Origin of the sequence: Streptomyces sp. NPDC048419, assembly GCF_043200415.1 — a bacterium.
In the GTDB taxonomy this organism is placed as follows: Bacteria; Actinomycetota; Actinomycetes; order Streptomycetales; family Streptomycetaceae; genus Streptomyces.
This window is the reverse complement of sequence record NZ_JBICXT010000018.1, coordinates 70,376-93,813: the sequence shown is the minus strand read 5'-3', so window position 1 is coordinate 93,813 and position 23,438 is coordinate 70,376. Positions and strand designations below refer to the sequence as shown.

At 72.8% G+C, this 23,438-nt stretch carries 16 protein-coding genes; 12 read left to right on the top strand and 4 right to left on the bottom strand.

What is annotated here, in order from left to right:
- The first annotated feature begins 156 nt into the window (after nt 1–156).
- On the top strand, nt 157–2,952 hold the full coding sequence (locus tag ACGFYN_RS31940; protein ID WP_393869392.1) for an AAA family ATPase: 2,796 nt from the start codon (nt 157–159) through the stop codon (nt 2,950–2,952).
- On the opposite strand, the gene ACGFYN_RS31935 is transcribed toward ACGFYN_RS31940, so the two are convergent.
- Complete coding sequence (locus tag ACGFYN_RS31935; protein ID WP_393869391.1) at nt 2,949–6,662, bottom strand: hypothetical protein; 3,714 nt, start codon at nt 6,660–6,662, stop codon at nt 2,949–2,951. The two genes, ACGFYN_RS31940 and ACGFYN_RS31935, sit on opposite strands and share 4 nt — an antisense overlap.
- Before the next feature lie 1,646 nt (nt 6,663–8,308).
- Between ACGFYN_RS31935 and ACGFYN_RS31930 the strand changes: the two genes are divergently transcribed.
- From ACGFYN_RS31930 to ACGFYN_RS31920, 3 genes are all read left to right on the top strand, one after another.
- A complete protein-coding gene (locus ACGFYN_RS31930) occupies nt 8,309–9,532 on the top strand; it encodes a helix-turn-helix domain-containing protein (RefSeq protein ID WP_393869390.1) in 1,224 nt (407 codons plus the stop codon).
- 226 nt (nt 9,533–9,758) lie between these two features.
- Nucleotides 9,759–10,799 carry an N-acetylmuramoyl-L-alanine amidase gene (locus ACGFYN_RS31925; protein ID WP_393869389.1) on the top strand — a complete coding sequence of 347 codons (1,041 nt, stop codon included), beginning with the start codon at nt 9,759–9,761 and terminating at the stop codon, nt 10,797–10,799.
- Between the two features lie 34 nt (nt 10,800–10,833).
- The gene (locus tag ACGFYN_RS31920; RefSeq protein WP_393869388.1) at nt 10,834–11,355 is read left to right on the top strand and encodes a hypothetical protein; all 522 of its coding nucleotides are present in this window, start codon (nt 10,834–10,836) and stop codon (nt 11,353–11,355) included.
- Nucleotides 11,356–11,597: 242 nt separating this feature from the next.
- On the opposite strand, the gene ACGFYN_RS31915 is transcribed toward ACGFYN_RS31920, so the two are convergent.
- Together ACGFYN_RS31915 and ACGFYN_RS31910 are read right to left on the bottom strand one after the other, a co-directional pair.
- Nucleotides 11,598–12,914, bottom strand: a complete 1,317-nt coding sequence (locus ACGFYN_RS31915; RefSeq protein WP_393869387.1) for a cytochrome P450 — start codon at nt 12,912–12,914, stop codon at nt 11,598–11,600.
- Nucleotides 12,915–12,983: 69 nt separating this feature from the next.
- On the bottom strand, nt 12,984–14,339 hold the full coding sequence (locus ACGFYN_RS31910; protein ID WP_393869386.1) for a glutamine synthetase family protein: 1,356 nt from the start codon (nt 14,337–14,339) through the stop codon (nt 12,984–12,986).
- 330 nt (nt 14,340–14,669) lie between these two features.
- Between ACGFYN_RS31910 and ACGFYN_RS31905 the strand changes: the two genes are divergently transcribed.
- From ACGFYN_RS31905 to ACGFYN_RS31870, 8 genes are all read left to right on the top strand, one after another.
- Entirely contained in the window at nt 14,670–14,858 is a 189-nt protein-coding gene (locus ACGFYN_RS31905) for a ferredoxin (RefSeq protein ID WP_345656893.1), read from the top strand.
- 1 nt (nt 14,859) lies between these two features.
- Nucleotides 14,860–16,080 carry an NAD(P)/FAD-dependent oxidoreductase gene (locus tag ACGFYN_RS31900; protein ID WP_393869385.1) on the top strand — a complete coding sequence of 407 codons (1,221 nt, stop codon included), beginning with the start codon at nt 14,860–14,862 and terminating at the stop codon, nt 16,078–16,080.
- 13 nt (nt 16,081–16,093) lie between these two features.
- Nucleotides 16,094–16,900: an acetoacetate decarboxylase family protein gene (locus ACGFYN_RS31895; RefSeq protein ID WP_393869384.1), complete on the top strand. Its 807-nt coding sequence runs from the start codon at nt 16,094–16,096 to the stop codon at nt 16,898–16,900.
- A 34-nt stretch (nt 16,901–16,934) separates the two neighbouring features.
- Entirely contained in the window at nt 16,935–18,398 is a 1,464-nt protein-coding gene (locus ACGFYN_RS31890) for an aldehyde dehydrogenase (protein ID WP_393869383.1), read from the top strand.
- The gene (locus ACGFYN_RS31885; RefSeq protein WP_393869382.1) at nt 18,391–19,335 is read left to right on the top strand and encodes a 3,4-dihydroxyphenylacetate 2,3-dioxygenase; all 945 of its coding nucleotides are present in this window, start codon (nt 18,391–18,393) and stop codon (nt 19,333–19,335) included. The genes ACGFYN_RS31890 and ACGFYN_RS31885 overlap by 8 nt, the downstream gene beginning before the upstream one ends.
- A gap of 28 nt (nt 19,336–19,363) precedes the next feature.
- The gene (locus ACGFYN_RS31880) at nt 19,364–20,209 is read left to right on the top strand and encodes a fumarylacetoacetate hydrolase family protein (RefSeq protein WP_393869381.1); all 846 of its coding nucleotides are present in this window, start codon (nt 19,364–19,366) and stop codon (nt 20,207–20,209) included.
- A gap of 80 nt (nt 20,210–20,289) precedes the next feature.
- Entirely contained in the window at nt 20,290–20,895 is a 606-nt protein-coding gene (locus tag ACGFYN_RS31875; protein WP_393869380.1) for a TetR/AcrR family transcriptional regulator, read from the top strand.
- A 179-nt stretch (nt 20,896–21,074) separates the two neighbouring features.
- A complete protein-coding gene (locus tag ACGFYN_RS31870; RefSeq protein WP_393869379.1) occupies nt 21,075–22,553 on the top strand; it encodes an APC family permease in 1,479 nt (492 codons plus the stop codon).
- A gap of 72 nt (nt 22,554–22,625) precedes the next feature.
- Here ACGFYN_RS31870 and ACGFYN_RS31865 read toward each other — a convergent pair whose 3' ends face one another.
- Complete coding sequence (locus tag ACGFYN_RS31865) at nt 22,626–23,330, bottom strand: type 1 glutamine amidotransferase (RefSeq protein ID WP_393869378.1); 705 nt, start codon at nt 23,328–23,330, stop codon at nt 22,626–22,628.
- Nucleotides 23,331–23,438: the final 108 nt, after the last annotated feature.

Here is a 23,438-nt window from a genome sequence, read left to right as displayed (position 1 = left end):
CACCACGAGATCGGCGGTTCGGCTACCACGACGGTGCCGCGGCGTCCGGTTCCCCGATGGCGGATTCCGGCCGTAGTGGGACTTGTCACGCCACCGACAAGTGGCCGGGTCCGTCCTCGACTGCGGTACACGTCACGCCCGACCAAGGAGGCAGGGATGTCCGAAGCGCCGCCTGAGCAGCCCCGCGAACACCGGGAAGCCGCCGCACTGTTGGCGGACGCGGCCGCGCGCGCCCGGGCCGGCGCGGGCGGCGTGGTACTGCTGCGCGGCGCCACCGGCACCGGCCGCACCACGGTCCTGGAGGCCGCCGCCGAGGCCGCCGCGGCCCACGGCATGCGGGTCCTGCGCGCCCGCTGTGCCCCCGGCGACGCCACGGTCCCCTTCGCCGCCGTACTCCAACTTCTGGGCCGATTACAGGGGTTCGGGCAGACAGGTGACCCACTGCACGGCGGTGAGCGCGAAACCGGCGCGAAACTGCGGCAGTTGCTGCGTGAACACGCCGACGAGGCACCTCTCCTGCTCGCCGTGGACGACGTCCACCTCGCCGACGCACCCTCCTGCCGCTGGCTGGTGGAGACCGCCCGGCACGTGGACCTCCTCGCCATGCCCGTACTGCTGGCCGTCACCGAACGCAGCCAGTACGACATCGACCCGCCCGTCCCCGGATTCAGCCACACCCTCTCGCCCGCCCTCGTCCACACCCACACCCTCAACCCGCTCACCCCGGGCTCGGCCACCGCGCTGGTACGGGCCGAGTTCCCGCATGCCTCCGGCCCCTGGGCCGCCGACTGCGTACGGGCCGGCGCGGGCAGCCCGCTGCTCCTGCGCGCCCTCCTCGACGACCTTGGCGGCTCCGCCCCGCGCACGGCCGTGCCGGAGACGTCCGCCGCCCTGTACCCGGGCGAGTACCCGGCGGCCGTCTCGTGGTGGCTGGACAGCGCCGGTCCCGGTACGGCGGAGGTGGCCCGCGCCCTCGCCGCGCTCGACGAGGGCTGGGAGCGCCGCGGCGGTGGACCCGACCCCACCGCCGAGCATCTCGGCGGACTGCTCGCCGAGTTGGCGGGCGCCGACCCCGCCCGGGTGGCGGGCTGGCTCACCGCCATGACCGGGCTCGGCCTGCTGCGGCCCGACCCGGGCGGCCGCCCGCGCTACGCCCACCCCCTGCTGCGCGACGCGGTGCTCACCGGCGTGCCCGTCGCGCGGCGCCGGGCCGCACACCGGGCCGCCGCACAGGCGATGCTGCACCGCGGCGCCCCCACCGAGACAGTGGCCCGCCAACTGCTGCTGTCCGACCCGGTGGCCGGCCCGTGGGCGGCGTCGGTCCTCCAGGACGCCGCCTCCCTCGCCCTGCGCGAGGGCCGCAACGACGACGCCGTCGCCTATCTGCGCCGCGCCCTCGACGAACCCCTGCCCGACGATCGCCGCCAGCGGCTGCTGACCGAACTGGGCTCCCTGGAGGTCACCGGCCGCAGATCCTCGGCCGGCATCCCGCGCCTCACCGAGGCACTGCGGCTGCCCGGCACCCCGCAGGACCGCGTGCGCGCCGCGATGGCCCTGGGCACCGCCCTCGCCGGGCGCGGCCGGCCCCGCGCGGCCGTCGAGGTGCTGCGCACGGTGGACAAGGAACTCGCCGACCGCACCGACCCCGGCGACAGCCTCGACCTCACCGGCACCCTGCAGAGCGCCTCCGCCCTCCTGTCCGACCATGACCAGACCGTGCGGCAGGAGGTGTACCGCCGGATCTCCGACACCGCAGCGCACGCGCCGGAACTGGTCGGCCCGGCCACCCGCGCCCTGCTCGTGCGCTACGCCGCCTCCGCCGGGCTGGCCTCTGCGGACGAGGCCATGCAGCAGGTACGCGCGCTGCTGGCCGAGCCGGCCGACGCGCTGACCGAGCCGTTCCTGGTCGGCACCGCCGCCGCGGTCGCCCAGTGGGCCGACGAACTCGACGAGGCAGAGCGGCTCGTGGAGCGCGGGCTGGCGGGCCAGCGCCCCGGCCTGCTGCACCCCATGCACCAGGCGCTGCTCAACACCCGCGCCGACATCGCGGCGGCCCGCGGCGAGTACGGGCGGCTCCCGGCCGAGCCGCCCCTGCTGCCCGACACCGGGCCCTCCAACGAGCACGCCCACACCATGATCGCCCTGGTGGAGAGCGGCCGGATCACCGAGGCACGACGCCTCGCCGACGGCTTCGACCTCCACGAGGCTCCCGACAACTGGGAGTTGAACCGGTTCCTGTACGCACGCGGGGTACAGCGAGCCGCCGACGGCGACCCGGCCGGGGCACTGCACGACTTCCTGGAGTGCGGCCGCCGCCAGTCGGCCCGCGACGTGGTCAGCCCGGTCGTCACGCCCTGGCGCACGGCCGCCGCCGAGTGCCGCCTGGCCCTGGGCGACCCGCACCAGGCGCTCGCGCTCGCCGAGGAGGAGCTGCGGCTGGCCCGCGTGTGGGGCACGCCCCGCCTGGTGGGCCGCGCCCTGCGCACGCTCGGCAGGGTCACGGGCGGCCGCCGTGGTCTCGAACTGGCCGAGGAGGCCGTACGACTGCTGCGGGACGCACCCGCCGCGGCCGAACCGGAGCTGGTCGCCGCCCTGATCGCACAGGGCCGCCAGCTCACCGCGGCCGGCGAGGGCGGGCGGGCCCGGGAGTGCCTGCGCGAGGCGGCCGAACGCGCCGAACGGCTGGGCGCGTTGCGGCTGCGCGCACTCGCCGAGGACGCCCTGCGCGAGGGCGGCGCCCGCCGCCCCGCCCTCGTCCGCACCGGCTCCGGCTCCCTCACCGGCAGCGAACTGCGCATCGCCCAGCTCGCCGCCGACGGCCGCACGAACACCGAGATCGCCGGCCTGCTGCACCTGGCCCGGCGCACCGTGGAGACCCATCTCACCAGCGCGTACAAGAAGTTGGGGATACGGCGCCGGGGAGAGCTGCGCGAGGCGCTGGGGGTCGGCTAGCTGCCGGGCGGAGGAGGAGGGGTGGCGGTCGTCGTCGCGGCGCCCAGGTGGTGGTCGGGGTCCTGGAGTTCGGCACCCTGCGCGGCCAGCATGCGGCGGACCACCGGCTCCGGCATACGGATCACCACCGGCCTGCTGAGCGTCGTCTCTCGCTCCGCCGTGCCCGTACGGCCACTGCGCACCCGCTCGGTCACCCGGGCCACCGCCTTCACGTCCAGCGTGAACTGGACCAGGACCGACTTCATCTTCGGCTTGTGCAGCGGCATCGAGCCGGAGGAGTTCGCCGCCGCGTCCGTCGCGCCGCCCGAGCCGCCCGCGTTGCCCATCAGCTGGTTGAGCCGGAACTCGTCCGCGTTGAGCAGCCCCGCGCCCGCCAGCCCCCGGGCCTGCCTGCCGTGGTCGGCCGAGCTCTGACCGTCCGTCTGCGTGGGCCGCGGCGCGTCCAGATGACTCTGGCCCACCGTCTCGAACGTCATCTTGTCGCCGACGCCCAGCACCCGCCCCGCCCGCAGCCGGGCGTGCAGCGAGGCCCGCAGGTCCTGGCCCTCCGCACCGGACGCGTGCACCGGCGGCAGGTCGACCCCGGCGGAGGTGAGCAGCGGCAGCGCGGCGGCCATCCACTCGGTCGAGATCGCCTCGTCGAGCGCGTACGCGGCGGCCTGCCCCTTGTCGCGGAAACGATCGCCGCCACCCGCCTGCCGTACGGCGGCGGTCACCAACTCCCGCACCTGCGGCGCACCTTGGAACCCGTTGACCTGTGCCTCCATCGGCAGCCGCACCCCGGCCGCGTGCCAGGCGCCGAGCCCGGCGCGTGCCGCACCTCGGTCGGCCGCCGGTACGGGAGCCGGAGCCGTGGGCGCCACCGTCCGGTTCAGCGCCGCCAGGTCCTTCTTCAGCACCCGATGGGTCAGCGCCAGCCGCCTGTCGGTCATCAGGGCGAGCCCCAACCGCCTGACGCCCCGGTACAGTTCCAGGCTCGCCGAGATCGGCACGCGCATCTTCGCCGACGGGGCGGCGCCCGCCTCCGCCACCGTCTTCATACCGAGCTGCGTCCGGCTCGCGGTGCCGCTGCGCCGCGAGTCCCCGGACGCATGGCCGAGACCGGCCGCGCCGCCGGTGCTCTTCAACTGGCCCGCCCCGCCCTCGGGTTTGCCCGATCCGGCGAAGACGCCCTCGACGCCGCTCACCGCGCCCTGGTCGTGGGAAGCGGCGCTCTGGGAGACGGCGGAGGTGATGTACTCCATGTCCCGGCCGTCGTTCGCGTCGCCCTCGTACGTGCCCGCTCCCCGTCGGGTGATCTTGAACACCGCCCAGCAGGGCGTGTTGCGGCCGTCGAGCAGTTCGACGGTGACCCCGCCGTCCATCGCGCCGGACAGCAGCCCGGTGGCGCCGTCCCGGTCCAGCACCCGCAGCAGCCGCTGCACGTTGTCGTTGCGGTCCTTGAGCTGCTGCCGGGGCAGCAGGTCGTCGGCGACACCCTGGCCGCCCTGCCGGGCGAGGTCCGAGCGCAGCCTGCCCAGCAGCGGGACGAAGTCCGGCAGATCCTCGATCATGCCGAAACCGAGCGCCGTGTCCGCCTGCAGAGAGGGGCCGGTAGTGGGCGCCGGGGCCGACCGGGACGTGGCGGTCGCGGCGGTTGTGTCCCTGGCGGCCCGCTCCTGGGCCATCCGCGAGCTCTCCGCCCTGGCCTCGCCCTGCGGACGCGCCGACGACGTGGTGGCCACCGCCGCGTCCTCGTCCAGCCCCAACTGCCGCCGGATTCGTGCCGGCAGCTGCGCCTCCGTCAGCCACACTCCCGCCGCGGCGGGCAGGGTCCGGGCACCCTTGGCCACATACGGGCCGCCGCCGGTGACCTCGACCTCGGCGACCATGTTCACCAGCACGTCGCACTGGACCAGATACAGCGGCGCCTTCTTCGGCGTGTGGGCGTTGCGCTCGACCGTGCCGGACAGCGCGGACGCCTCGCTGTCCCCCTTGCCGCTCGTACGGAACGTCGACAGGCCCTGACCGGTGCGCCAGTCGGGACCGTTCTCCGACACGGTGGCACCGAACTGCACCGTGCTGGAGGTGCCCCGGCCGCTCTGCCCGGCCGACTGGTGGCCGCCCAGCACGAACGTCTCCGTGCCCGGGCCCGCGCCCTGGTGCAGGAACTTCGGGTTGGCCAGCGCGAGCCGGGTGCCGACCGCGCCGTTGAGCGCCGACAGCCGGCGCGGATAGCGCAGGTTCTTCACCACCCAGCCCGAGGAGGCGGCCTGGCGCAGCGCCCCCTGGATCGCCCGCTCGCCGAACCGCTCCTCCAGCGCCTGCCGCGGCGCGAGCCCGTCCGCCGCCAGCGCGGTGTCCCGCTGAGCCCCCTTGTTGCGCGCGGCGGCCTGAGCCAGCAGCTCGTGGGCCAGCGCCCGCACCGGCTCCCCGTCGAGGGTCTCCACCAGCTGCCAGTCCTTGAGCAGGCGCCCGGCGGACGGCCTCGGGGTGATCGCGGCCAGGTCGCCGATGCCTTCGGCGGCGAAGTCGTGGTCGGGCGCCGCGGGCACGGCCCGGCGGGCCCCGACCACAGTGTCGAGCCGGGCCTTGCCCTCCCGGTCCAGCGTGAACTCGGTCGGCGTGAGCAGCCGTACGTCCTGTTCCGGCAGGTGCAGCCCGCCCAGCAGCGTGGACTGCGGCGCGTCCTGCCCCGGGGAGCCGAGGGTGAGTCCGCGGGCCAGCTTGCGCTGCCGGGACGTCATCGTGAGGTCCACGTCCAGCCGCAACGGCGCCGAGAACGCGGCGGCCGACTCGGAACCGTTGGCCACGATGTCCGAACGGCCGGTGGGCCCGGCCTGGTTGCGCCGGGTGCCGGTGCTGTGCCGCTCGTAGCGGGCCGCACCGGTCAGGACGCCGGGGACCAGCCGGGCCTGACCGAGCACCAGACCGCCGATCGAACGCGAACTGCTGCGCCCGCTCAGCGAGGTGCTCGTGACACCGGAGTGGGCGCGCACCAGCCAGTCCTTGATGTCGCCCTGATAGTCGGCGTCGCCGAGCTCGCCCCTGATCCGCAGCTGTACGTCGTGCGAGTGCATGGTCGACTTGCGGCGCAGCCGGACCGTGATGCCCGTGGACAGCAACTGGTCCTTGTTGACACGCAGGTTGGTCTCCGACAGGGCGGTCATCAGCTCGCGGTGGTTGCGCCGCTGGGTCTCCGCCTCCTCCCGGCTCGTGTGGGCGCCGGGCGGTGTCGTACCGAAGCCGGGCAGGTAGCCCGCGAGCCGCGGGTCGGTGGCGAACAGCTCGCTCACGGCCCGCACCATCGGGCCGGTGTCCAACTGGCTGAGGACGACGTTCGAGCCCTTTCCGCCGTAGGCGAGATGGCGCTCCACGTCCACCTCGCCGCCGCTCTCGTCGGTCCGCTTCGGCTTCTTGGCGAACTCCCCGGCCGCCATCCCCTCCGGCAGCGGCAGCCCGAGACTCTGCGCCTCGTCGGCCCGCAGACTCATCCACACCTTCATCGCGTGCGTGGCGACCCGGCGCCCGGGATCAAGGATCATCTCCGCCGAACGCGGGCCCGTGCCCTCCGCCGTGAACTCCACCGTCCCGTAGTAGAGGACCTTCTCGCCGCGGACCTCGGCGCCCTGCCGGCTGGAGACGGTCTGCTCGGTGGCGGTGAAGCGCGCCTTGCGGGCGGCCGCGACGGGCATCGCCGTGCCCCGTACGACGGCCGCGTTGCCGGCCACCCCGACCCCGATCGCCGGACCCGCGCCCGCCGTGACCGCCCGGCCCTTGCCGGCGCTCTCCGTGACCGAGGTCTGGGTCTGCTGATGCGTGCGCAGCTGGGTCTTGCCGGTGCCCCACGCCGGGGTGAGCCGGTGAGCGCGGCGCGCAGACGGTAACTGCCCGCCGTCTTCCCGTCCTTGGACGTGAGGTCCTCGCCGACGACGCCGTCCCGCAGCAGCCGGGGCATGTCCTCCAGGACGGTCGCCGTCGAGGTCGCCTCGTACAGCCGGGCCAGGCCCGGCGCGCCCGGTGCGGTGAGGGAGGGGTGCAGGACGGAGCGGACCGCGTCGAACAGGCCGCGCCCGCCCTGGTGCGGGGCGGCGCTGTCGGTCACGGCGAGCGGCGCCAGCGAGTCGGCGAGCGAGACGCGGCCGGGCGTGGGGTCGGCGGCGGCAAACGGGGCCGGCATGGCCGGTGTCCCGGTGCCGGACGGGACCAGGTGCTCGGTCGGCACGCGCTGGGTGAGCGACCCGGAGGCGCGCAGCAGCTCCTCGTGCTCGCCGCCGTGCTTCTTGATCCGTACGAGGTAGCGCACCTTGCGCGCCACCTCGTCCGAGCCCTTGTCGCTGCGCAGCACGCGCGGTTCGGCCACGTTGCGCTGACTGCGGGACTCCCGCGAGGACTGCCAGGGCTGCGCGCTGCCCATGGCCGCCCCGCCCAGCCACAGCCCCGGCACCACCGGCGCGAGACCGAACGCCAGACCGCCCGCACCCTTGCTGGAGGAGGCCCCGGCCGTGGTGCTCGTGGCGGCCGCGGTGTTGTGCTGGACGTCGACCTTGGTGTCCCTGCCCTCGGCGTCGTCGTCCAGGCCGACCTTGGGAGCGCCGTACGGGTCCTCCGGCGCCTCCTGCAGCAGTTCGTTCGGATGGAAGACGGGCGGCCGGTCGTCGGGCGCCGGAGCGATGGAGACGGTGACGTCCCACCAGTCCCTGCCCTTGGCGCCCTCGACCGCGAAGGCGCGGCCCTGCCCGAAGAACGTCTCGGGCCGCCCGGCCAGCTCGCCCGCGATGTCGGCGACGGTGCCACCACCGTGCCCGACGACCGCGGCCACCGCGTTCCTCACGAACTCGTGCCCGGTCGGCCCGTACGTCGTCGACAGCCCGCCCGCCGCCAGATCCACCAGATACGGCGGCAGCACCAGCCCCGGGATCTGCTCGTCGACATCGGGCAGGGGCGTGAACGGACGTGGTGCGCCCGGCCGTTGACCGCCCCGCCGCAGCGCCTTCGCCGTGGCCGCGTTGCCCGCGGAGTTCTGGAAGGCGAGCAGGGGGTGGGCGGGATCCGCGGTACGGGACATCCGGGGTGCCGCCTGCGGGTCCCCGCCCCTGCCGTCCCCTGACCGCTTCTGTGTCCGCACGGCCTCAACGTAACCAGCGAGAACACGGCCGAAAGCCCCTCCCTCAACTCCCAGCACTCTTGCCGTCGTTGATCCATCGAGGTGTCAACTCCGGTACACCTGACGGCCATGTGTGCCCCCGGTGGCGGGTGAGGGCCACCGAACCCTGTGAGCTACCTGAGGTAACGCCTCGAACCTGTGGACGCACTGGGCCGGTTGGGGCACCGTGGACCCCGCCGTGATGAGGCGACCATCAGTGGAGGTACGTGCGTGACCGAGTTACGGGGGTCCGCCTACGCGCGGGAGTTCACCGATCTGCTGCAGAAACTGAAGAACCGGGCGGACTGCAGCTACGAGGCCCTGGCCCGCAGGTCGGGCGTGAGCGGCTCCGCCCTGCACCGCTACTGCTCGGGCGCCGGAGTGCCGGGCGACTTCGACCCCGTCGCCCGGTTCGGCAAGGCCTGCGGGGCCGACCCGCACGAACTCCTGGAGCTGCATCGGCTCTGGGTGCTGGTCGACGCCTGCCGAAGACGCGGGGTTCCGGCGATGGCGTCGGCGCCGTCACCCTCACCGGCGACGGACACGGTGGGCACCGGGGCGACGGAGCCGCCGGTCACATCGCCCGAGAGCCCCGCCAGCCCCGACAGGCCCGACAGCTCGGTCGGTCCCGACAGCCCCGACAGCTCGGATGGTCCCGGCAGTTCGGGCGGTCCCGGCAGCGACGCCGGACCGCTTCGGCCGCCGTACCGCCCCCGGCTGCCGCAGTTGCGCCGGTGGCCGATCGTCCTCGGGGCCCTGCTCGCCGTCGGCGCGACCGTGACGGGCGCCGTGCTCCTCACCGGCGGGCGTCCGGCGGGCGCCGACGACTCGCCGAACCGCCCCCTCCTGACGTCGAAGTGCCGGTTCGTGGCCATGGGACACCAGGACGCCTGCGTCCGTGAACTCCAGCTCCGGCTCAAGCAGGCCGGGCTCGACCTCGAAGTCGACGGCGCCTTCGGCCCGATCACCCAGATGCGGGTCGTCGTCTTCCAGCTCCTCGCCGGGCTGGAGGCCAACGGCGCGGTCGACGACAGCACCAAACGCGCCCTCTACTCCGGCCGCGTCAAGGCCCGTCCGTGGTCGCCCGCGCAGGTCGACCGGCGGGTCCGCGAGGTGTTCACCGAAGACGCGGACCGGGCGAGCGGCATCGCCAAGTGCGCCTCGAACCTGGACCCGCTCTACAGCCTGGGCAACACCAACGGCACCCGGAACTGGGGGGTGTTCCAGCTCTACGACGGCACCCTGCGCAAGCTGGGCGGCACGCCGCGCGAGGCCCTCGACCCGGAGTGGAACATCCAGGCCGCCCACCGACTGTGGGCCCGCACCCACGACTTCCGCGCCTGGCAGTCGTGCGACAAGGCCTACGAGGCGGGAGCGTCGAAATCCAGGTCGGGCGCCTCCGTCTCGGCCACTTCGAAGGGGCCGAAGGGAGCGAAGGGGCCGCCGAAGTCCTGACCGCGTCCCACCCGCCGTCCCAGGCCGTCACGTCACCGCAGGTCGCAGGGGGTGAGACAGCCCGCTGTCCCGATGTCCCGCAGATCGTTGGCCGCGCCGCCCAGGCCTGCCATCGTCCTCTCCGCCGCATTCTCCGGGCGGCGTGGGTGTGGCGAAAGGGCGTAGACCGGTGGGCAGTTCACGGCGTGGCGACGGTGGGGCCGATGGCCGCCCCGCCCGACGGCCGGTGCTTCTGGGCGGCGGCGCGGTCGTGCTGGGCACGGGGGTCTCGGCGACGGCCGCGCTCCACGCCGTACCGGTGCGGGCCGCGGTCCAGCCGCCCATCGCCGACCGTGACGAGTGGGGTGCCCGGCCACCCACGCTGCCGGTCACGGTGCACGCCGCGCGCCCGCACAAAGTGATCGTGCACCACACGGCGAGCCCCGACTCCGGGGCCGGCTCACCGGTGCACGCCTTCGCGCTCGCCCGGTCGATCCAGGACGCGCACCAGGGCCGGGGCTTGATCGACTGCGGCCGGCACTTCACGATCAGCCGCGACGGGCAGGTCATGGAGGGCCGCCACCGCAGCCTGGAGACGCTGCTCGGCGGCGCCGCCGTCGTCGAGGGCGCGCACACCGCGGGACAGAACACGGTCGCCGTCGGCATCGAGAACGAGGGAACCTACGACACCGCACAACCGCCCTCCGAGCTGTACGCCTCCCTCGTCGAGCTGTGCGCCGCCGTCTGCGTCCGCTACGGCCTGCGGGCGTACCAGATCTACGGGCACCGGGACTTCACCGACACCGACTGCCCGGGCGACCAGCTCCACCGGCGCCTGCCGCGGCTGCGCGCCGACGTCGCCGCCCGCATCGGCGGCAACCCGGCGGCCCCCGCCTGGCCGACGCTGACCGCCGGCGCCCGCGGAGAGCGGGTGTGCAGCGTGCAGTTCCTGCTCCGTCAGCACGGTTCCCCGCTCACCGTCACCGGGATCTACGACTCCGCCACCGCGCGGGCCGTCCGCTCTTTCCAGGGCGCGGTCGAGGCACGGGTGGACGGCGTCGCCGGGCACCAGACCTGGAACCAGCTCGTCGCGCCGCTCGCCGCGGGCGGCTCCGGCGAGGCCGTGCGCGCCGTACAGAGCCAACTGGCCGCGAACGGCTCCGACTTGTGGGTGGACGGCGCCTTCGGGCCCGCGACCCGGTCGGCGGTGACCTCCTTCCAGGCCGACGCGTCCCTGCCGTCCGACGGAGTCGTGGACGCCCGCACCTGGGCCGCTCTCGTCGCCTGACGTGTGTCACCAACCAGCGAAGGAGAACCAGGACTTGAACACCAAGACCAAGCTCGCTGCCGCCCTGGGCGGCACGGTCCTCACCGTCGCGCTCACGGCCACCGGCACCACGGCCTGGGCCGCCCCCGCCACCTCGACGGCCGCCGTGACCAAGCTGAGCCAGGCGGACGCCGCGAACCGGCTCCGCAACGCGGGGGTCGCCTGGACGTCCAGCGGCAACTGCACCGACCGCAACAACGCCCACTGCACGTCCTTCGAGCAGATCAACCTCGCGACCGTGCAGGGCGCCATCACGCTGAAGAACGCCAGCGGCTGCGCGATCACCATCACCGGCGGCACCGAGACGGGGCACGCCTCAGGCACGTACAGCCACTGGAACGGCTACAAGCTCGACTTCAACCCGACCACGTGCCTGAGCAACTACATCACCGGCACCTTCACCTACATCGGCCCACGGGCGGGTGACAACGCCCCGCAGTACCGCGCCGCCTCCGGAAACATCTACGCCCGCGAGAGCAACCACTGGGACGTGCTCTTCTACTCCTGCGGCTGCTGAACCCACCCAAGGCGATCCGCATCGCCCCCGATCGGCCGCGGCCTCGTCCACCCGGACTCCCCCTCCCAGGACGACCCGCCACCGCGGCCCCCACGCCGCCCGCCGAACCCCCCTCGGCGGGCGGCGCTTTCGTTCTGTTTCGTCGCGCTCGCGGGCCCTGCGGCTCCTGAAAGCGGCTACGTAAGATTCGATCTACGCAAGACGCCAACTGCCTTGCCGCGGCGAGCGATCACGCCGCCCCCTCAGGCCGGCGTCACCTCCACCGGCAGTTTCTTGATGCCGTTGACGAAGTTGGAGCGGACGCGGGGGACGTCGCCGGTGAGGCGGATGTCGGCGAGGCGCGGGATGAGCTCCTCGAACATGATGCGGATCTCGGTGCGGGCCAGCAGGTTGCCCAGGCACAGGTGCGGGCTGCCCTTGCCGAAGGTGACGTGGTCGTTGTTCTCGCGGGCGACGTCGAAGTCGTAGGGGTTGCCGAAGACCTGCTCGTCGCGGTTGCCGGAGGCGTACCACATGACGACCTTGTCGCCCTCGCGCACCTGCTTGCCGCCGAGTTCGACGTCGCGGGTCGCGGTGCGGCGGAAGTGGTAGACGGGGGAGGCCCAGCGCAGGAACTCCTCGACCGCCGTGGGGATCAGGGACGGGTCGTCCTTGAGACGGGCCAGCTGATCGGGGTGCTGGAGCAGGGCCAGCATGGAGTGGGTGATGGTGTGCCGGGTGGTCTCGTTGCCGGCCACCACCAGCAGCAGGAAGTAGTTGTCGAAGTCCTGCGCGGACAGCGGGACTCCGTCGCGCGGCATGGTGTTGACCAGCTTGGAGACCAGGTCCGTGCCGTCGCCGCCACGCCGCTGCCGCGCCAGCTCGCGGCCGTACTCGAAGACCTCGATCGACGCCGGGGAGCGGAAGGGCAGGTCGCGGTACTTCTCGCTTTCCGCGCTGTGCAGCAGTACGTCCGCGTAGTCGGGGTCGGTGTTGCCGATGATGCGGTTGCCCCAGTCGATGAGCTGCTGGTTGTCCTCCGGCGGGACGTCCAGCAGACGGGCCAGGACGTTGATGGGGAAGTCCGCGGAGACGTCGGCCACGAAGTCGAAGCTGCCCTTGGCCAGCGCCGCGTCCAGCGTCTTCGCGGTCAGGCCGCGCAGGAAGTCGCCGTAGCTGTTGATGACGCTCGCGCCGAACTGCCGCTGGATCACGCTGCGCAGCGCGCGGTGGCGGACGCCGTCCATCTCCAGGATGGAGGCGCGTTTCTTGATCTGGTCCTCGTCGACCTCCTCGAGGTTGACGAACCTCGTCGAGGTGAAGGTCTCCGGGTCGCGGTCGACGGTGGCGATGTCCGCGTGCCGGGTCACCGACCAGAAGCCGGAGTTGGGCGCCTCCTCGGGCTGCCAGTGCACCGGGTCCTCGTGGCGCAGGGTGTGGAACATCCGCCACGGCGTGATGCCGTCGGCGAAGTTGTCGAGGTTCGCGAGGTCCACCTGCTCGATCGGCAGCGGCTCGGCGAGGGCGGCACGCAGCTCGGCGCGGGTGGTGGGCACGGCGGGAACGGTGGGACTGGTCATGGCGGTGGATCTCCTGAACGAGGGCGTCGGCGGGACTACAGGCGCCGCGGGATCACGGACGCGGCGGGATCACAGGTGGTACGCGTACTCGGTGAACTCCCAGTCCGTGACGTGCCGGCCGAAGCGTGCGAGTTCGTCGCGCTTGTAGGTGAGGAAGGAGGTGGTGAACGCCTTGCCGAGCACCTCGGTCAGGGCGGTGTCCGCCTCCAGCGCGTCGAGCGCGGCGGACAGGGTCTGCGGGAGCATGGCGGAACGGGTGGTGTCGTAGCCGTAGCCCTCCAGCGGCGGCGGCGGCTCCTCGCCCGCCCGGACGCCCAGCAGCGCGGCCGCGATCGTGCCCGCGATCAGCAGGTACGGGTTGGCGCTGGCGTCGCCGAGGCGCAGCTCGAGCCGGGCCCCGCGGCCCCGCTCCGGCGGGATGCGGACCATGGCGCTGCGGTTGTCGAGCCCCCAGTCGATCAGCCAGGGCGCGAGCGTGTCGGGGCCGAAGCGCTTGTAGGAGTTCACGGTCGGGTCGGCCAGCGCCGCGAGGGCGGGGGCGTGCGCGACGATGCCGGCGACGGCGTGCCGGGCGGTGGCGGAGAGGCCGTAGGAGCCCGCCGGGTCGTCGAAGACGTTGCCGCCGTCCTCGTCGTCGCAGGACAGGTGGAGGTGGAAGCCGGAGCCGCCCGCGTCGCCGAAGGGCTTGGCCATGAAGGTGGCCAAGTTGCCTTCCTGGCGCGCCAGTTCCTTCACCGCGGCCTTGAAGCGGAAGGCGCGGTCGGCGGCGTCCAGGGCGGCGGAGTGGGTCAGGTTGATCTCGTACTGGCCGCCGTCGAACTCGTGGTTGCCGGTGATGACGCCGAGCCCCAGGTCGCGCAGGTGCCGCAGGGTGCGCAGCAGGTGGTTGGCGGGGTCGGCGCGCAGGCCGGCGGTGTAGACGGAGCCGGTGGTCTCCGGCGAGCGGCGCCAGCCGGTCGGGGTGCCGGGGGCGGGCTCCAGCAGGAAGTACTCCAGCTCGGGGCCGACGATGGGGCGCAGCCCCTGCTCGGCCGCCCGGGCCAGGACGGTGCGCAGCAGGTCGCGGGGCGACTCGGGGGCCGGGGCGCCGGTCGCCGGGTCGGTGACCTCGCCGAGACAGGCGGCGACACCGGGCTCCCAGGGCAGGACGGCCAGCGTGGACAGGTCGGGCCGCACGGTGACGTCCGGCAGGCCGGCGTCCAGGCCGCCCGCGACCGCGGCCACGTCGCCCTGCGGGCTGGTGTGGTAGACGGCGCGGCAGAAGGCGAGGCCGTGGTCGCAGGCCGACGGCAGGTGGTCCAGCAGCACGTCGCGGGCGCGGTCGGTGCCGATCAGGTCGGGGTAGACCACCCGTACGACGTCGACGCCCTCGGCCGCGAGCCGTTCCATGTGCCGGCGGATGTCTGCAGTGTCGGATGCGCTCACCGGTGTCTCCTTGGCGGAAGGGTGGGGGACTCCCAGGCTGACTCCGGACGCAGGGACCTGTCACGGACCTGTCCCGGAGCTATTCGTTTGAACCCGAACGGTATGGAGAGAGGCGCTGACCCGCAAGAGGGTCCTGTGAAAAATTTATCCATCTGGACAGGTATTGACCAGGGCCCGGCGGGTTCCTATGTTGTTTGAAGCCAAACGAGTCAGGGGTACGGGTTCCGCACCGCGGATCTCCGTCCTCTGTGGCCGAGGGGCCCGTCCCAGCCGGGCCGGGCCCCTCTTTCCCCTCACTGCCCCGACGCCCTCACCCTCAGGAGGACCGCCATGAAGGTCGTCGTCGACATGAACAAGTGCCAGGACCACGGCCAGTGCGTCTTCGCGGCCCCCGACGTCTTCTCCATGGACGAGGCCGGCCACCTGGCGTACGTCGCCGACCCCGACGACGCACTGCGCGACGAGGTCGAGGAGGCCGCGGACGTCTGCCCGCTGCAGGCCATCCGGATCGAGGCCTGACATGAGCGGCCGTATCGTCGTCGCCGGCGCATCGATGGGCGGCCTGCGCGCCGCAGAGCAGCTGCGCGCCGCCGGCTGGACCGAGGCGATCACGGTCGTCGGCGACGAGCCCCACATGCCCTACAACCGGCCTCCGCTCTCCAAGGAGGTCCTGGCCGGCAAAGCCCCCTTCGCGTCGCTGGCCTTCACCCCGAAGGCGGCCGCCGCCGACGTGGAGTGGCGGCTCGGCGCCAAGGTCGTCGAGGCCCGCCTCGACGCGCGGACCGTCGTCCTCGACGACGGCTCGCGGCTCTCCTACGACGGACTGGTCGTCGCCACCGGCATGCGGCCCCGGCGGCTGCGCTGCCCGGGCCCACTCACCGGCCGGCACACCGTGCGCACCCTCGCCGACGCCCAGGGCCTGCGCGAGGAGCTGACCCGCCCCGGCGCCCGCGTCGTGGTGGTCGGGGCCGGATTCATCGGCTGCGAGGTCGCGGCCACCGCCGTGGGACTCGGCGTCCGCGAGGTCACCGTCGTCGACCCGCTGCCGCTGCCCATGGTCGGACCGCTCGGCGAACTCCTCGGCCGGGCCCTGCGCGAGCGGCACGAGAAGCGCGGGGTGCGCTTCGAACTGAGCGCCACGGTCGCCGGGTTCACAGGCATGGACCGCGTCGACGGCGTCGTCCTGGGCGACGGCAGGGTGCTGCCCGCCGACGTGGTCGTGGAGTCGGTCGGCTCCGTCGCCAACGTCGAATGGCTCCAGGGCAACGGCCTCGACCTCACCGACGGAGTGCTCACCTGCGAGCGACTGCGCGTCGGCGGCCGGCCCGAGGTCGTCGCGGTCGGCGACGTCGCCCGCTTCCCCAACGCCCGCTACGACGGCGTGCCCCGCCGCGTCGAGCACTGGTCGATCCCCACGGACACGGCCAAACACGCCGCCAAAGCGCTCGTCGCCCATCTCACCGGCGAGGAACGGGAGTCGGCTCCCTTCGCGCCGCTGCCCACCTTCTGGAGCGACCAGCACGAGTTCCGGCTCCAGTCCTTCGGCGCACCGGTCCTCGGCAAGGACGACGTGCGCGTCCTGGACGGCGACCCGGATGGCGACGTCCTCGTCGGCTACCACGCCGACGGCCGGCTCGTCGGCGTCGTCGCGCTCGGCGGCCAGGCCGCCGCCATGGCGGCCGCCCGCTACCGCGCCCAGCTCCTGAAGCAGCCCGCCCTCACCGCGTCCCTCACCGCATAAGGAACCCTCCCTCATGTCTGCTGTCCGTGGTTACTTCCATCCCAAGACGGCGACGGGCGCCTCGTCGCTGATCCCGTCCCCGCCGTGGCGCTACTCGGGCGACCTGCTCACCGTCGAGTACCGCACCGACCCCGCGCGAGTACGTGAACTGCTGCCCGAACCCCTGGAGTTGGCCGACGAGGACCCGGGCGCGGTCGCGCTGATCTGGGCCGACTGGCAGTCCTGCTCCGCGTCCGGCGACGAGCTCCTCGACCCGGTGCTCTCGCAGTACAAGGAGGCCTTCGCGGTCGTCCGCTGCACGTACAAGGGGCAGACCTACACCCGCTGCGTGTACATCTGGGTCGACAAGGACTTCGCGATCGCGCGCGGACTGCACCAGGGCTACCCGAAGAAGCTCGGCTCCATCCACCAGACGCGCCCGCACCCCTACGGACCCGCTCCGCGGATCGAGGCCGGAGCCCGCTTCGGCGCGACCATCGCCGCCGCCGACCGGCGCCTGGCCCAGGCCGTGGTGACCCTGCGGGAGCCCTCGGAGACGAACGGCTTCGTCAACGGCCACCCGATGGCCCATCACCGCTGGCTGCCCTCGATCGAGAAGGGCAAGGGACTCGCGCTGGACGAGCTGATCGAGTCCGGCGCGGCGTCCTTCGAGGGCGGGCAGCCGTGGACCGGCGACGCCGAGCTGGAGCTTTTCGAGGCGCCGACGGAGGAGCTGGCGCGGCTCGAGATCCGTGAGCCGATCGCCGCGTACTACCGGCAGGTCGGGGTGGTGTGGGACGGCGGCCGCCTGCTGGAGTCCAGCACCTCGGGCGCCGAGTAACCCCCGTACACAGCAAAGGACCTGGAGACCGGACATGACCGAGCACACCCTCACGGTGGCCGGGGTCGCCGTCGACACCCGGCACTGGATCGGCGGCGAGCGCGTCGCCTCCGCCGGCACCTTCACCGACGCCTCGCCGATCGACGGCAGCACGATCGGTGAGATCGCCCGCGGCACCGCCGCCGAGGCCGAGGCCGCCGTCGCCGCCGCGAAGGCCGCCTTCCCCGGCTGGGCCGCCACCCCGCGCGCCGAACGCGCCCGCCTGCTGCACGCGATCGCCGACGGCGTCGAGAAGCGGATCGAGGAGCTCGCCGTCGTCGAGACCACCGACAACGGAGCCCTGCTGCGCTCGCACCGCCGGGGCGTCATGCCGCGCGTGGCGCACAACTTCCGCTTCTTCGCGGACTGGCTGCTCACGCTGGAGCACGAGGACTTCGAGACCCGCGGGCACGGCAACCACGTCAGCTGGGACCCGGCCGGACCCAGCGTCCTGATCACGCCGTGGAACGCCCCGCTGATGCTGTCCACCTGGAAGGTCGCCCCGGCCCTCGCGGCCGGCAACACCGTGGTGCTCAAGCCCGCCGAGTGGACCCCGCTGACCGCCTCGCTGCTCGCGGACATCGCCGCCGAGGCCGGACTGCCCGCCGGTGTGCTCAACATCGTCCAGGGCTACGGCTCCGAGATCGGCGACGCCCTCACCTCGCACCCGGACGTACGCCGCATCAGCTTCACCGGGTCGGTCCCGACGGCCCAGCGGATCAGCGCGGCGGCGGCCGCCCACCTCACCCCCCTCAGCCTCGAACTCGGCGGCAAGTCCCCACTGTTGGTCTTCGCCGACGCCGACCTCGACCTCGCCGTCGACCTCGCGGTGGAGCAGTACGACAACGCCGGGCAGGTCTGCCTGGCCGCCACCCGCATCCTGGTCGAGGAGTCGATCGCCGAGGAGTTCACGCGGCGCTTCACCGCCAAGGCGGCCGGCCTCGTGCAGGGCGACCCGCGCAACGAGGCCACCGACATCGGCCCCAACATCCACCCCCGCCAGCTGGAGAAGATCGACGGCTTCGTGCAGCGGGCGATCGCGGCCGGCGCCCGCGCCGTCATCGGCGGGCACCGCAAGGACGGCCAGTACTACGCGCCGACCCTGCTCACCGACGTCGCGCAGGACAGCGAGATCGTCCAGGAGGAGGTCTTCGGCCCCGTCCTGACCCTGCAGACCTTCACCACCGAGGACGAGGCCGTACGCCTCGCCAACGACACCCGCTTCGGGCTCGCAGCCACCGTCGCCACCGGCGACAGGCAGCGCGCCGGCCGCGTCACCGCACAGCTGGTCGCGGGCACCGTATGGGTCAACTGCTTCTTCGTACGCGACCTCCAGGCCCCCTTCGGCGGCTCCCGCCACTCCGGCGTCGGGCGCGAGGGCGGCACCTGGAGCTTCGACTTCTACTGCGACCTGAAGAACACCGTCACCGCCCCGAAGGGATGGAAGGACCATGGGTGAGATCGTCGGGGCGGGCCTGCTCGCCCACGTCCCCACCATCGTGCTGCCCGAGGCCGACCGGCTGGAGCTGAACGAGGGCAAGGAGATCACTCTCGTCACCGGCCTCCAGGAGCTCCGCAAGGAGGTCTTCGAGCGGGACGCCGCCAATGAATACGACACCGTCGTGGTCCTGGACTCCCACTGGGCGACCACCGTCGAGTTCGTCGTCACCGCACAGCAGCGCCGCGCCGGGCTCTTCACCTCCGAGGAGCTGCCGCGCGGCATGTGCCGGATGCCGTACGACTTCCCCGGCGACCCCGAACTCGCGCAGAACATCGAGAAGTTCGCGGACAAGCATGGCACCTGGATCACCGCGATCGAGGACGACCACCTGCCGATCTACTACGCCACCATCAACCTCTGGAAGTTCCTCGGCGAGGGCCTTCCCGACAAGCGGTGGGTGACCATCGGCGTCTGCCAGACCGGCGACATGGAGGACCATCTGCGGCTCGGGCGGGCGCTCGCCGACGGCATCGCCGCCACCCCCGGCCGCCGCGTCCTGCTCATCGCCTCAGGCGCCCTCTCGCACACCTTCTGGCCGCTGCGCGAACTGCGCGACCACGAGTCCAGCGACACCGCCCACATCTTCACGCCCGAGGCGCGTGAGGCCGACCACGAGCGGATCGCCTGGTTCAAGGAGGGCCGCCACGACAAGGTCCTCGACACCATGGACGAGTTCTGGAAGTACAAGCCCGAGGCGAAGTTCTTCCACTACCTGATGATGGCCGGCGCCCTCGGCGAGCAGGCCTGCACCGCCCGCGCCCGGCAGTACGGCGAGTACGAGAACTCCATCGGCACCGGCCAGGTCCACCTGTGGTTCGACCGCCCGGCCGACGGCTGGACCGGCGCCGGACCGCCCACGCCCACCGCACCGCGCACTCCCCACAGCCGCGGCTAGCCGCGTCCCGTCGTATCCAGGAGTCCTCATGCCCGAATACCGCCGCATCCTGCTCGACGGTGCCGCCGTCCAGGTCACCGTCGACGGGGACGAACTCGTCGCCGGGGACGGCCGCCGCGTCAAGACCGAGGAGGCCCGGCACCTGCCGCCGGTCGTGCCCTCCAAGGTGATCGCCGTCCACCTCAACCACCGCAGCCGCGTGGACGAGTTCCAGATCGACCTGCCCGCCACCCCGACCTACTTCCACAAGCCGACCTCGGCCCTCAACTCCCACAAGGGCGCCGTCGTACGCCCCGAGGGCTGCAAGTGGCTCAACTACGAGGGCGAGGTCGCCATCGTCATCGGGAAGACCGCGCGGAACATCTCCCCGGCCGAGGCGGGGGAGTACATCACGGGCTACACCGTCGCCAACGACTACGGCCTGCACGACTTCCGCGACACCGACGCCGGCTCCATGCTCCGCGTGAAGGGCTCCGACACCCTCTGCCCGCTCGGCCCGGGCCTGGTCACCGACTGGGACTTCCACGGCAAGAGCCTGCGGACGTACGTCAACGGCGAGGTGGTGCAGGACGGTTCGACCGACGAGATGCAGTGGGACATGCACTACCTCGTCGCCGACATCGCCCGCACCATCACCCTCCACCCCGGTGACGTACTGCTGTCCGGCACCCCGGCCAACTCCCGCCCCGTCCGGCCGGGCGACGTCGTCGAGGTCGAGGTCGAGGGACTGGGCAGGCTGACGAACCACATCGTCACCGGTCCCACCGCCATCCGCACGGACGTCGGAGCGCAGCCCACCGAGTCCGAGGAGGTGCTGTCCACGGCGCTCGGCGGCGACTGGGAGTTCCGCGGCATCCGCCCGCCCAAGCGGTGATGCCCACCGCGAGACCGCCCCGCACCGGCCCGGCCGCCGGGCCGCCCGGTGGGAGGGGACGCGCAGGTAGGGTCGCTCGCATGACCGACTCCGCCGACGCACCCGAGGGCAGCAAGCCACGCAAGCGCCTGCACTACGGCGAGGGCCGCGAGGCCCTGCTGAAGGCAGCGGTGCGCGTGGTGGCGCGCGGCGGCCTGCGCAGGCTCACCTACCGGGCGGTCGCGGAGGAGGCCGGTGTCACCCACGGCCTGGTCGTGCACCACTTCGGCTCCCGTGACGCGCTGATCGAGGCGACCCTGGAGCACACCATCCGCACCTCGCTGAGCACCAGCGCCCTCGAACCGGGCACCGGGAAGGTCGCGGACTTCGCGGCCGGGGTGTCCGAGATGGTCACGGCCGACCCGGACCTCCAGGCGTTCCAGTACGAGTTGCTGCTGGAGTCGCGCCGCCGGCCCGAGCTGCTGCCGCCGCTGCGCGCGCTGTACGACGAGTACTTCGACGCCACGCGGCGGGAGCTGAGCCGCATGCTGCCGGCCGGCGCCGACCAGGGGCTGACCCGCCTGGTCTTCGCCGCCCTCGACGGCCTCGTCCTGCACCAACTCGTCCTCGGCGAGCCCGAGGTCACGGTCGCCGCCCTGGACCAGCTGCGCGCCCTGCTCCGCAAGCTCGACGCCGCCGACGACTGACCTGCGCCTCCGCGCGGCCCCGGACGTTCCGCGTCCGGGGCCGCCGCGCGTTCCGGCGCACCTCCCGGCCCGGAAAAATCATCGCCTGACCCCCTTGTCATCCGGATAGTTCCGGCCCACTATGGGGCAACTCGTTTGGCTCTAAACAATCCCCTTTCGCTCGCAGGCAGGTGATCCGTGTGGACAGTCAAACCGTCCCGGGGAGTCAGACGATGAAGGACGACTCCACGGCAGGCCGGCTCAAACCCAACTCCCTCGGGGTGCTGGGCATCCTCTTCTTCGTCCTGTCCGCGCAGGCGCCGCTGACCGGCATCGCCGGCGCCGTGCCCATCGCCGTCGCCATCGGCAACGGCGCCGGAGTGCCCGCCGCGTACGTCGTGGCCGGCCTCATCGTCCTGCTGTTCTCCGTCGGCTTCGTCGCCATGGGGCGCCATGTCGTGGACGCCGGCGCGTTCTACACGTACATCGGGAAGGGGCTCGGCCGCCCCGTAGGATCCGGCAGCGCCGGTGTCGCGCTCTTCGCCTACTGCGCGATCCAGGCCGCGATGTACGGGCTCTACGGCAACATCGTCAGCGGCCTGGTCCAGGAGTACGCGCACGTGCACATCGCGTGGTGGGTCTTCGTCCTGGCCACCATGGCGATCGTGCAGGTCCTCGGCGCGGCCGGGATCGAGATGGGCGCCAGGCTGCTGGCCGTGTTCGTCCTGGCCGAGTTCAGCATCCTGTTCGTCTTCTCCCTGGTCACCTTCTTCAAGGGCGGCGGCCCCCAGGGCCTGGACTTCTCCGGCAGCTTCTCGCCCGGCGCGGCGCTCCAGGGCGCTCCCGGGGTGGCGCTGATGTTCGCCGTGGCGTCCATGTTCGGCTTCGAGGCGACCGCGATCTACGGCGAGGAGGCGCGCGAGCCCCGCAAGACGGTGCCCCGGGCCACGTATCTCTCCGTCGTCGCCATCAGCCTCTTCTTCGCGTTCACCTCGTGGATGCTGGTCTCCGCCCACGGCGCCTCCCACGCCACCGCCGACGCCGGCAAGGCGCTCTCCGGCGGCGACGCCTCGGGCTGGGTCTTCGCACCGATCACGGCGCAGTTCGGCGGCTGGGCGGGCGACGTCCTGCCGGTCCTCCTCGCGACCTCCCTCTTCGCCGGCATCCTCGCCTTCCACAACTCCGCCAACCGCTACCTGTTCTCCCTCGGCCGCGACGGGCTGCTGCCCCCCGGGCTCTGCAAGCTCAACAAGCGCCACTCCCCGTGGACGGCGGGTGTCGTGCAGACCGGCGTCGCCATCCTGCTGGTCATGCCCTTCGCGCTGCTGGGCAAGGACCCGGTGCTGACCCTCTTCTCCTGGTTCAGCGGCGTCGCCGTACTGGCGATCATGCTCCTGTACTTCCTGACGTCCGTCTCGGTGGTCGTCTTCTTCCGCCGTGAACGCCTGGACTCCCGCGCCTGGAACACCCTCATCGCCCCCGTCCTCGGTGCCCTCGGCATCGCCGGCGCGATCTGGCTGATCCTCGCCAACTTCACCACCCTCATCGGCGGCGACCCGGGCACGGCGACCTGGCTGGGCCTGGCCGTCCCGGCGGTGCTGATCCTGGGTGTGGCCGCCGACCGCGTCACCCGCAACAGGCCGGCGACCGAGGCCGTCCCGGCCGCCGAGGTGGCCTGAGCACGCGGCTCCCGCCGCGCAATGCCTCGGGGGGTGCACCGATGTACCGGTGCACCCCCCGAACCGTCCGTCCTAGACCCCCGTCACCTGCTCGAGGAACGCGTCCACCAGCCGATACGCGTTCCCCCGGGCCACCGTCTCCAACTCCCGTGTGCGGGCGAGCAGCGCGGCCGGGTCCACCCCGTGCTCCAGGCACTGCTCCGTGCCGCCGTTGTCGAGATACAGCCGCACCGTCGCCGCGGTGATTTCCGGATGGAACTGCACCCCCAGGCTGCGCCCGACCCGGAAGGCCTGGGGGCACACCGCGTTGCGGGCCAACTCCTCGGCGCCGGGCGGCAGGACGCAGCGGTCGTAGTGCCACTGGAACCAGGGACCGGCACCGATCAGCGAAGGATCGTCGGTGTCGACCTCGACCCAGCCGATCTCCGCGCTCGGCGACGCCTCGACCGAACCGCCGAGCGCGGTGGTCAGTGCCTGGGCGCCGAAGCAGACGCCGAGGAGCGGGACGCCGAGGTGGTGGGCCTTGCGCAGGAGGGCCAGCTCGCCGGGTATCCAACGGCCGACGGCCGCCTCGTCGTACACCGACCAGGGCGCGCCGAGCGACACGATCAGGTCCCAGCCGTCGGCCGTGGGGAAGTCGAAGGTCACGTCCGGCGTGTGGTGGCGGTCCTCGGGCACGACCGTCACGACGGTGAGGTCGTAGCCGCGTTCCACGAGACGGGCCCCGACCGGACCGGGGTCGGTCACGTGGTCGTGCTGGATGACGAGTGCGCGCACGGGCGGGCTCCTTCCCGGGGTCCGCGGACCGCCGCGGCGGTCCGTGAACTCTTGTGATGACTGCTCCCGCAGCATATCGTTTGGAATCAAATAAACGGGAAGCAGATC

Coding starts and splice junctions, on each gene's coding strand:
- ACGFYN_RS31940 (WP_393869392.1), top strand. CDS start 157: ATGTCCGAAGCGCCGCCTGAGCAGCCCCGCGAACACCGGGAAGCCGCC.
- ACGFYN_RS31915 (WP_393869387.1), bottom strand. CDS start 12,914: ATGACCAGTCCCACCGTTCCCGCCGTGCCCACCACCCGCGCCGAGCTG.
- ACGFYN_RS31905 (WP_345656893.1), top strand. CDS start 14,670: ATGAAGGTCGTCGTCGACATGAACAAGTGCCAGGACCACGGCCAGTGC.
- ACGFYN_RS31900 (WP_393869385.1), top strand. CDS start 14,860: ATGAGCGGCCGTATCGTCGTCGCCGGCGCATCGATGGGCGGCCTGCGC.
- ACGFYN_RS31895 (WP_393869384.1), top strand. CDS start 16,094: ATGTCTGCTGTCCGTGGTTACTTCCATCCCAAGACGGCGACGGGCGCC.
- ACGFYN_RS31890 (WP_393869383.1), top strand. CDS start 16,935: ATGACCGAGCACACCCTCACGGTGGCCGGGGTCGCCGTCGACACCCGG.
- ACGFYN_RS31885 (WP_393869382.1), top strand. CDS start 18,391: ATGGGTGAGATCGTCGGGGCGGGCCTGCTCGCCCACGTCCCCACCATC.
- ACGFYN_RS31880 (WP_393869381.1), top strand. CDS start 19,364: ATGCCCGAATACCGCCGCATCCTGCTCGACGGTGCCGCCGTCCAGGTC.
- ACGFYN_RS31875 (WP_393869380.1), top strand. CDS start 20,290: ATGACCGACTCCGCCGACGCACCCGAGGGCAGCAAGCCACGCAAGCGC.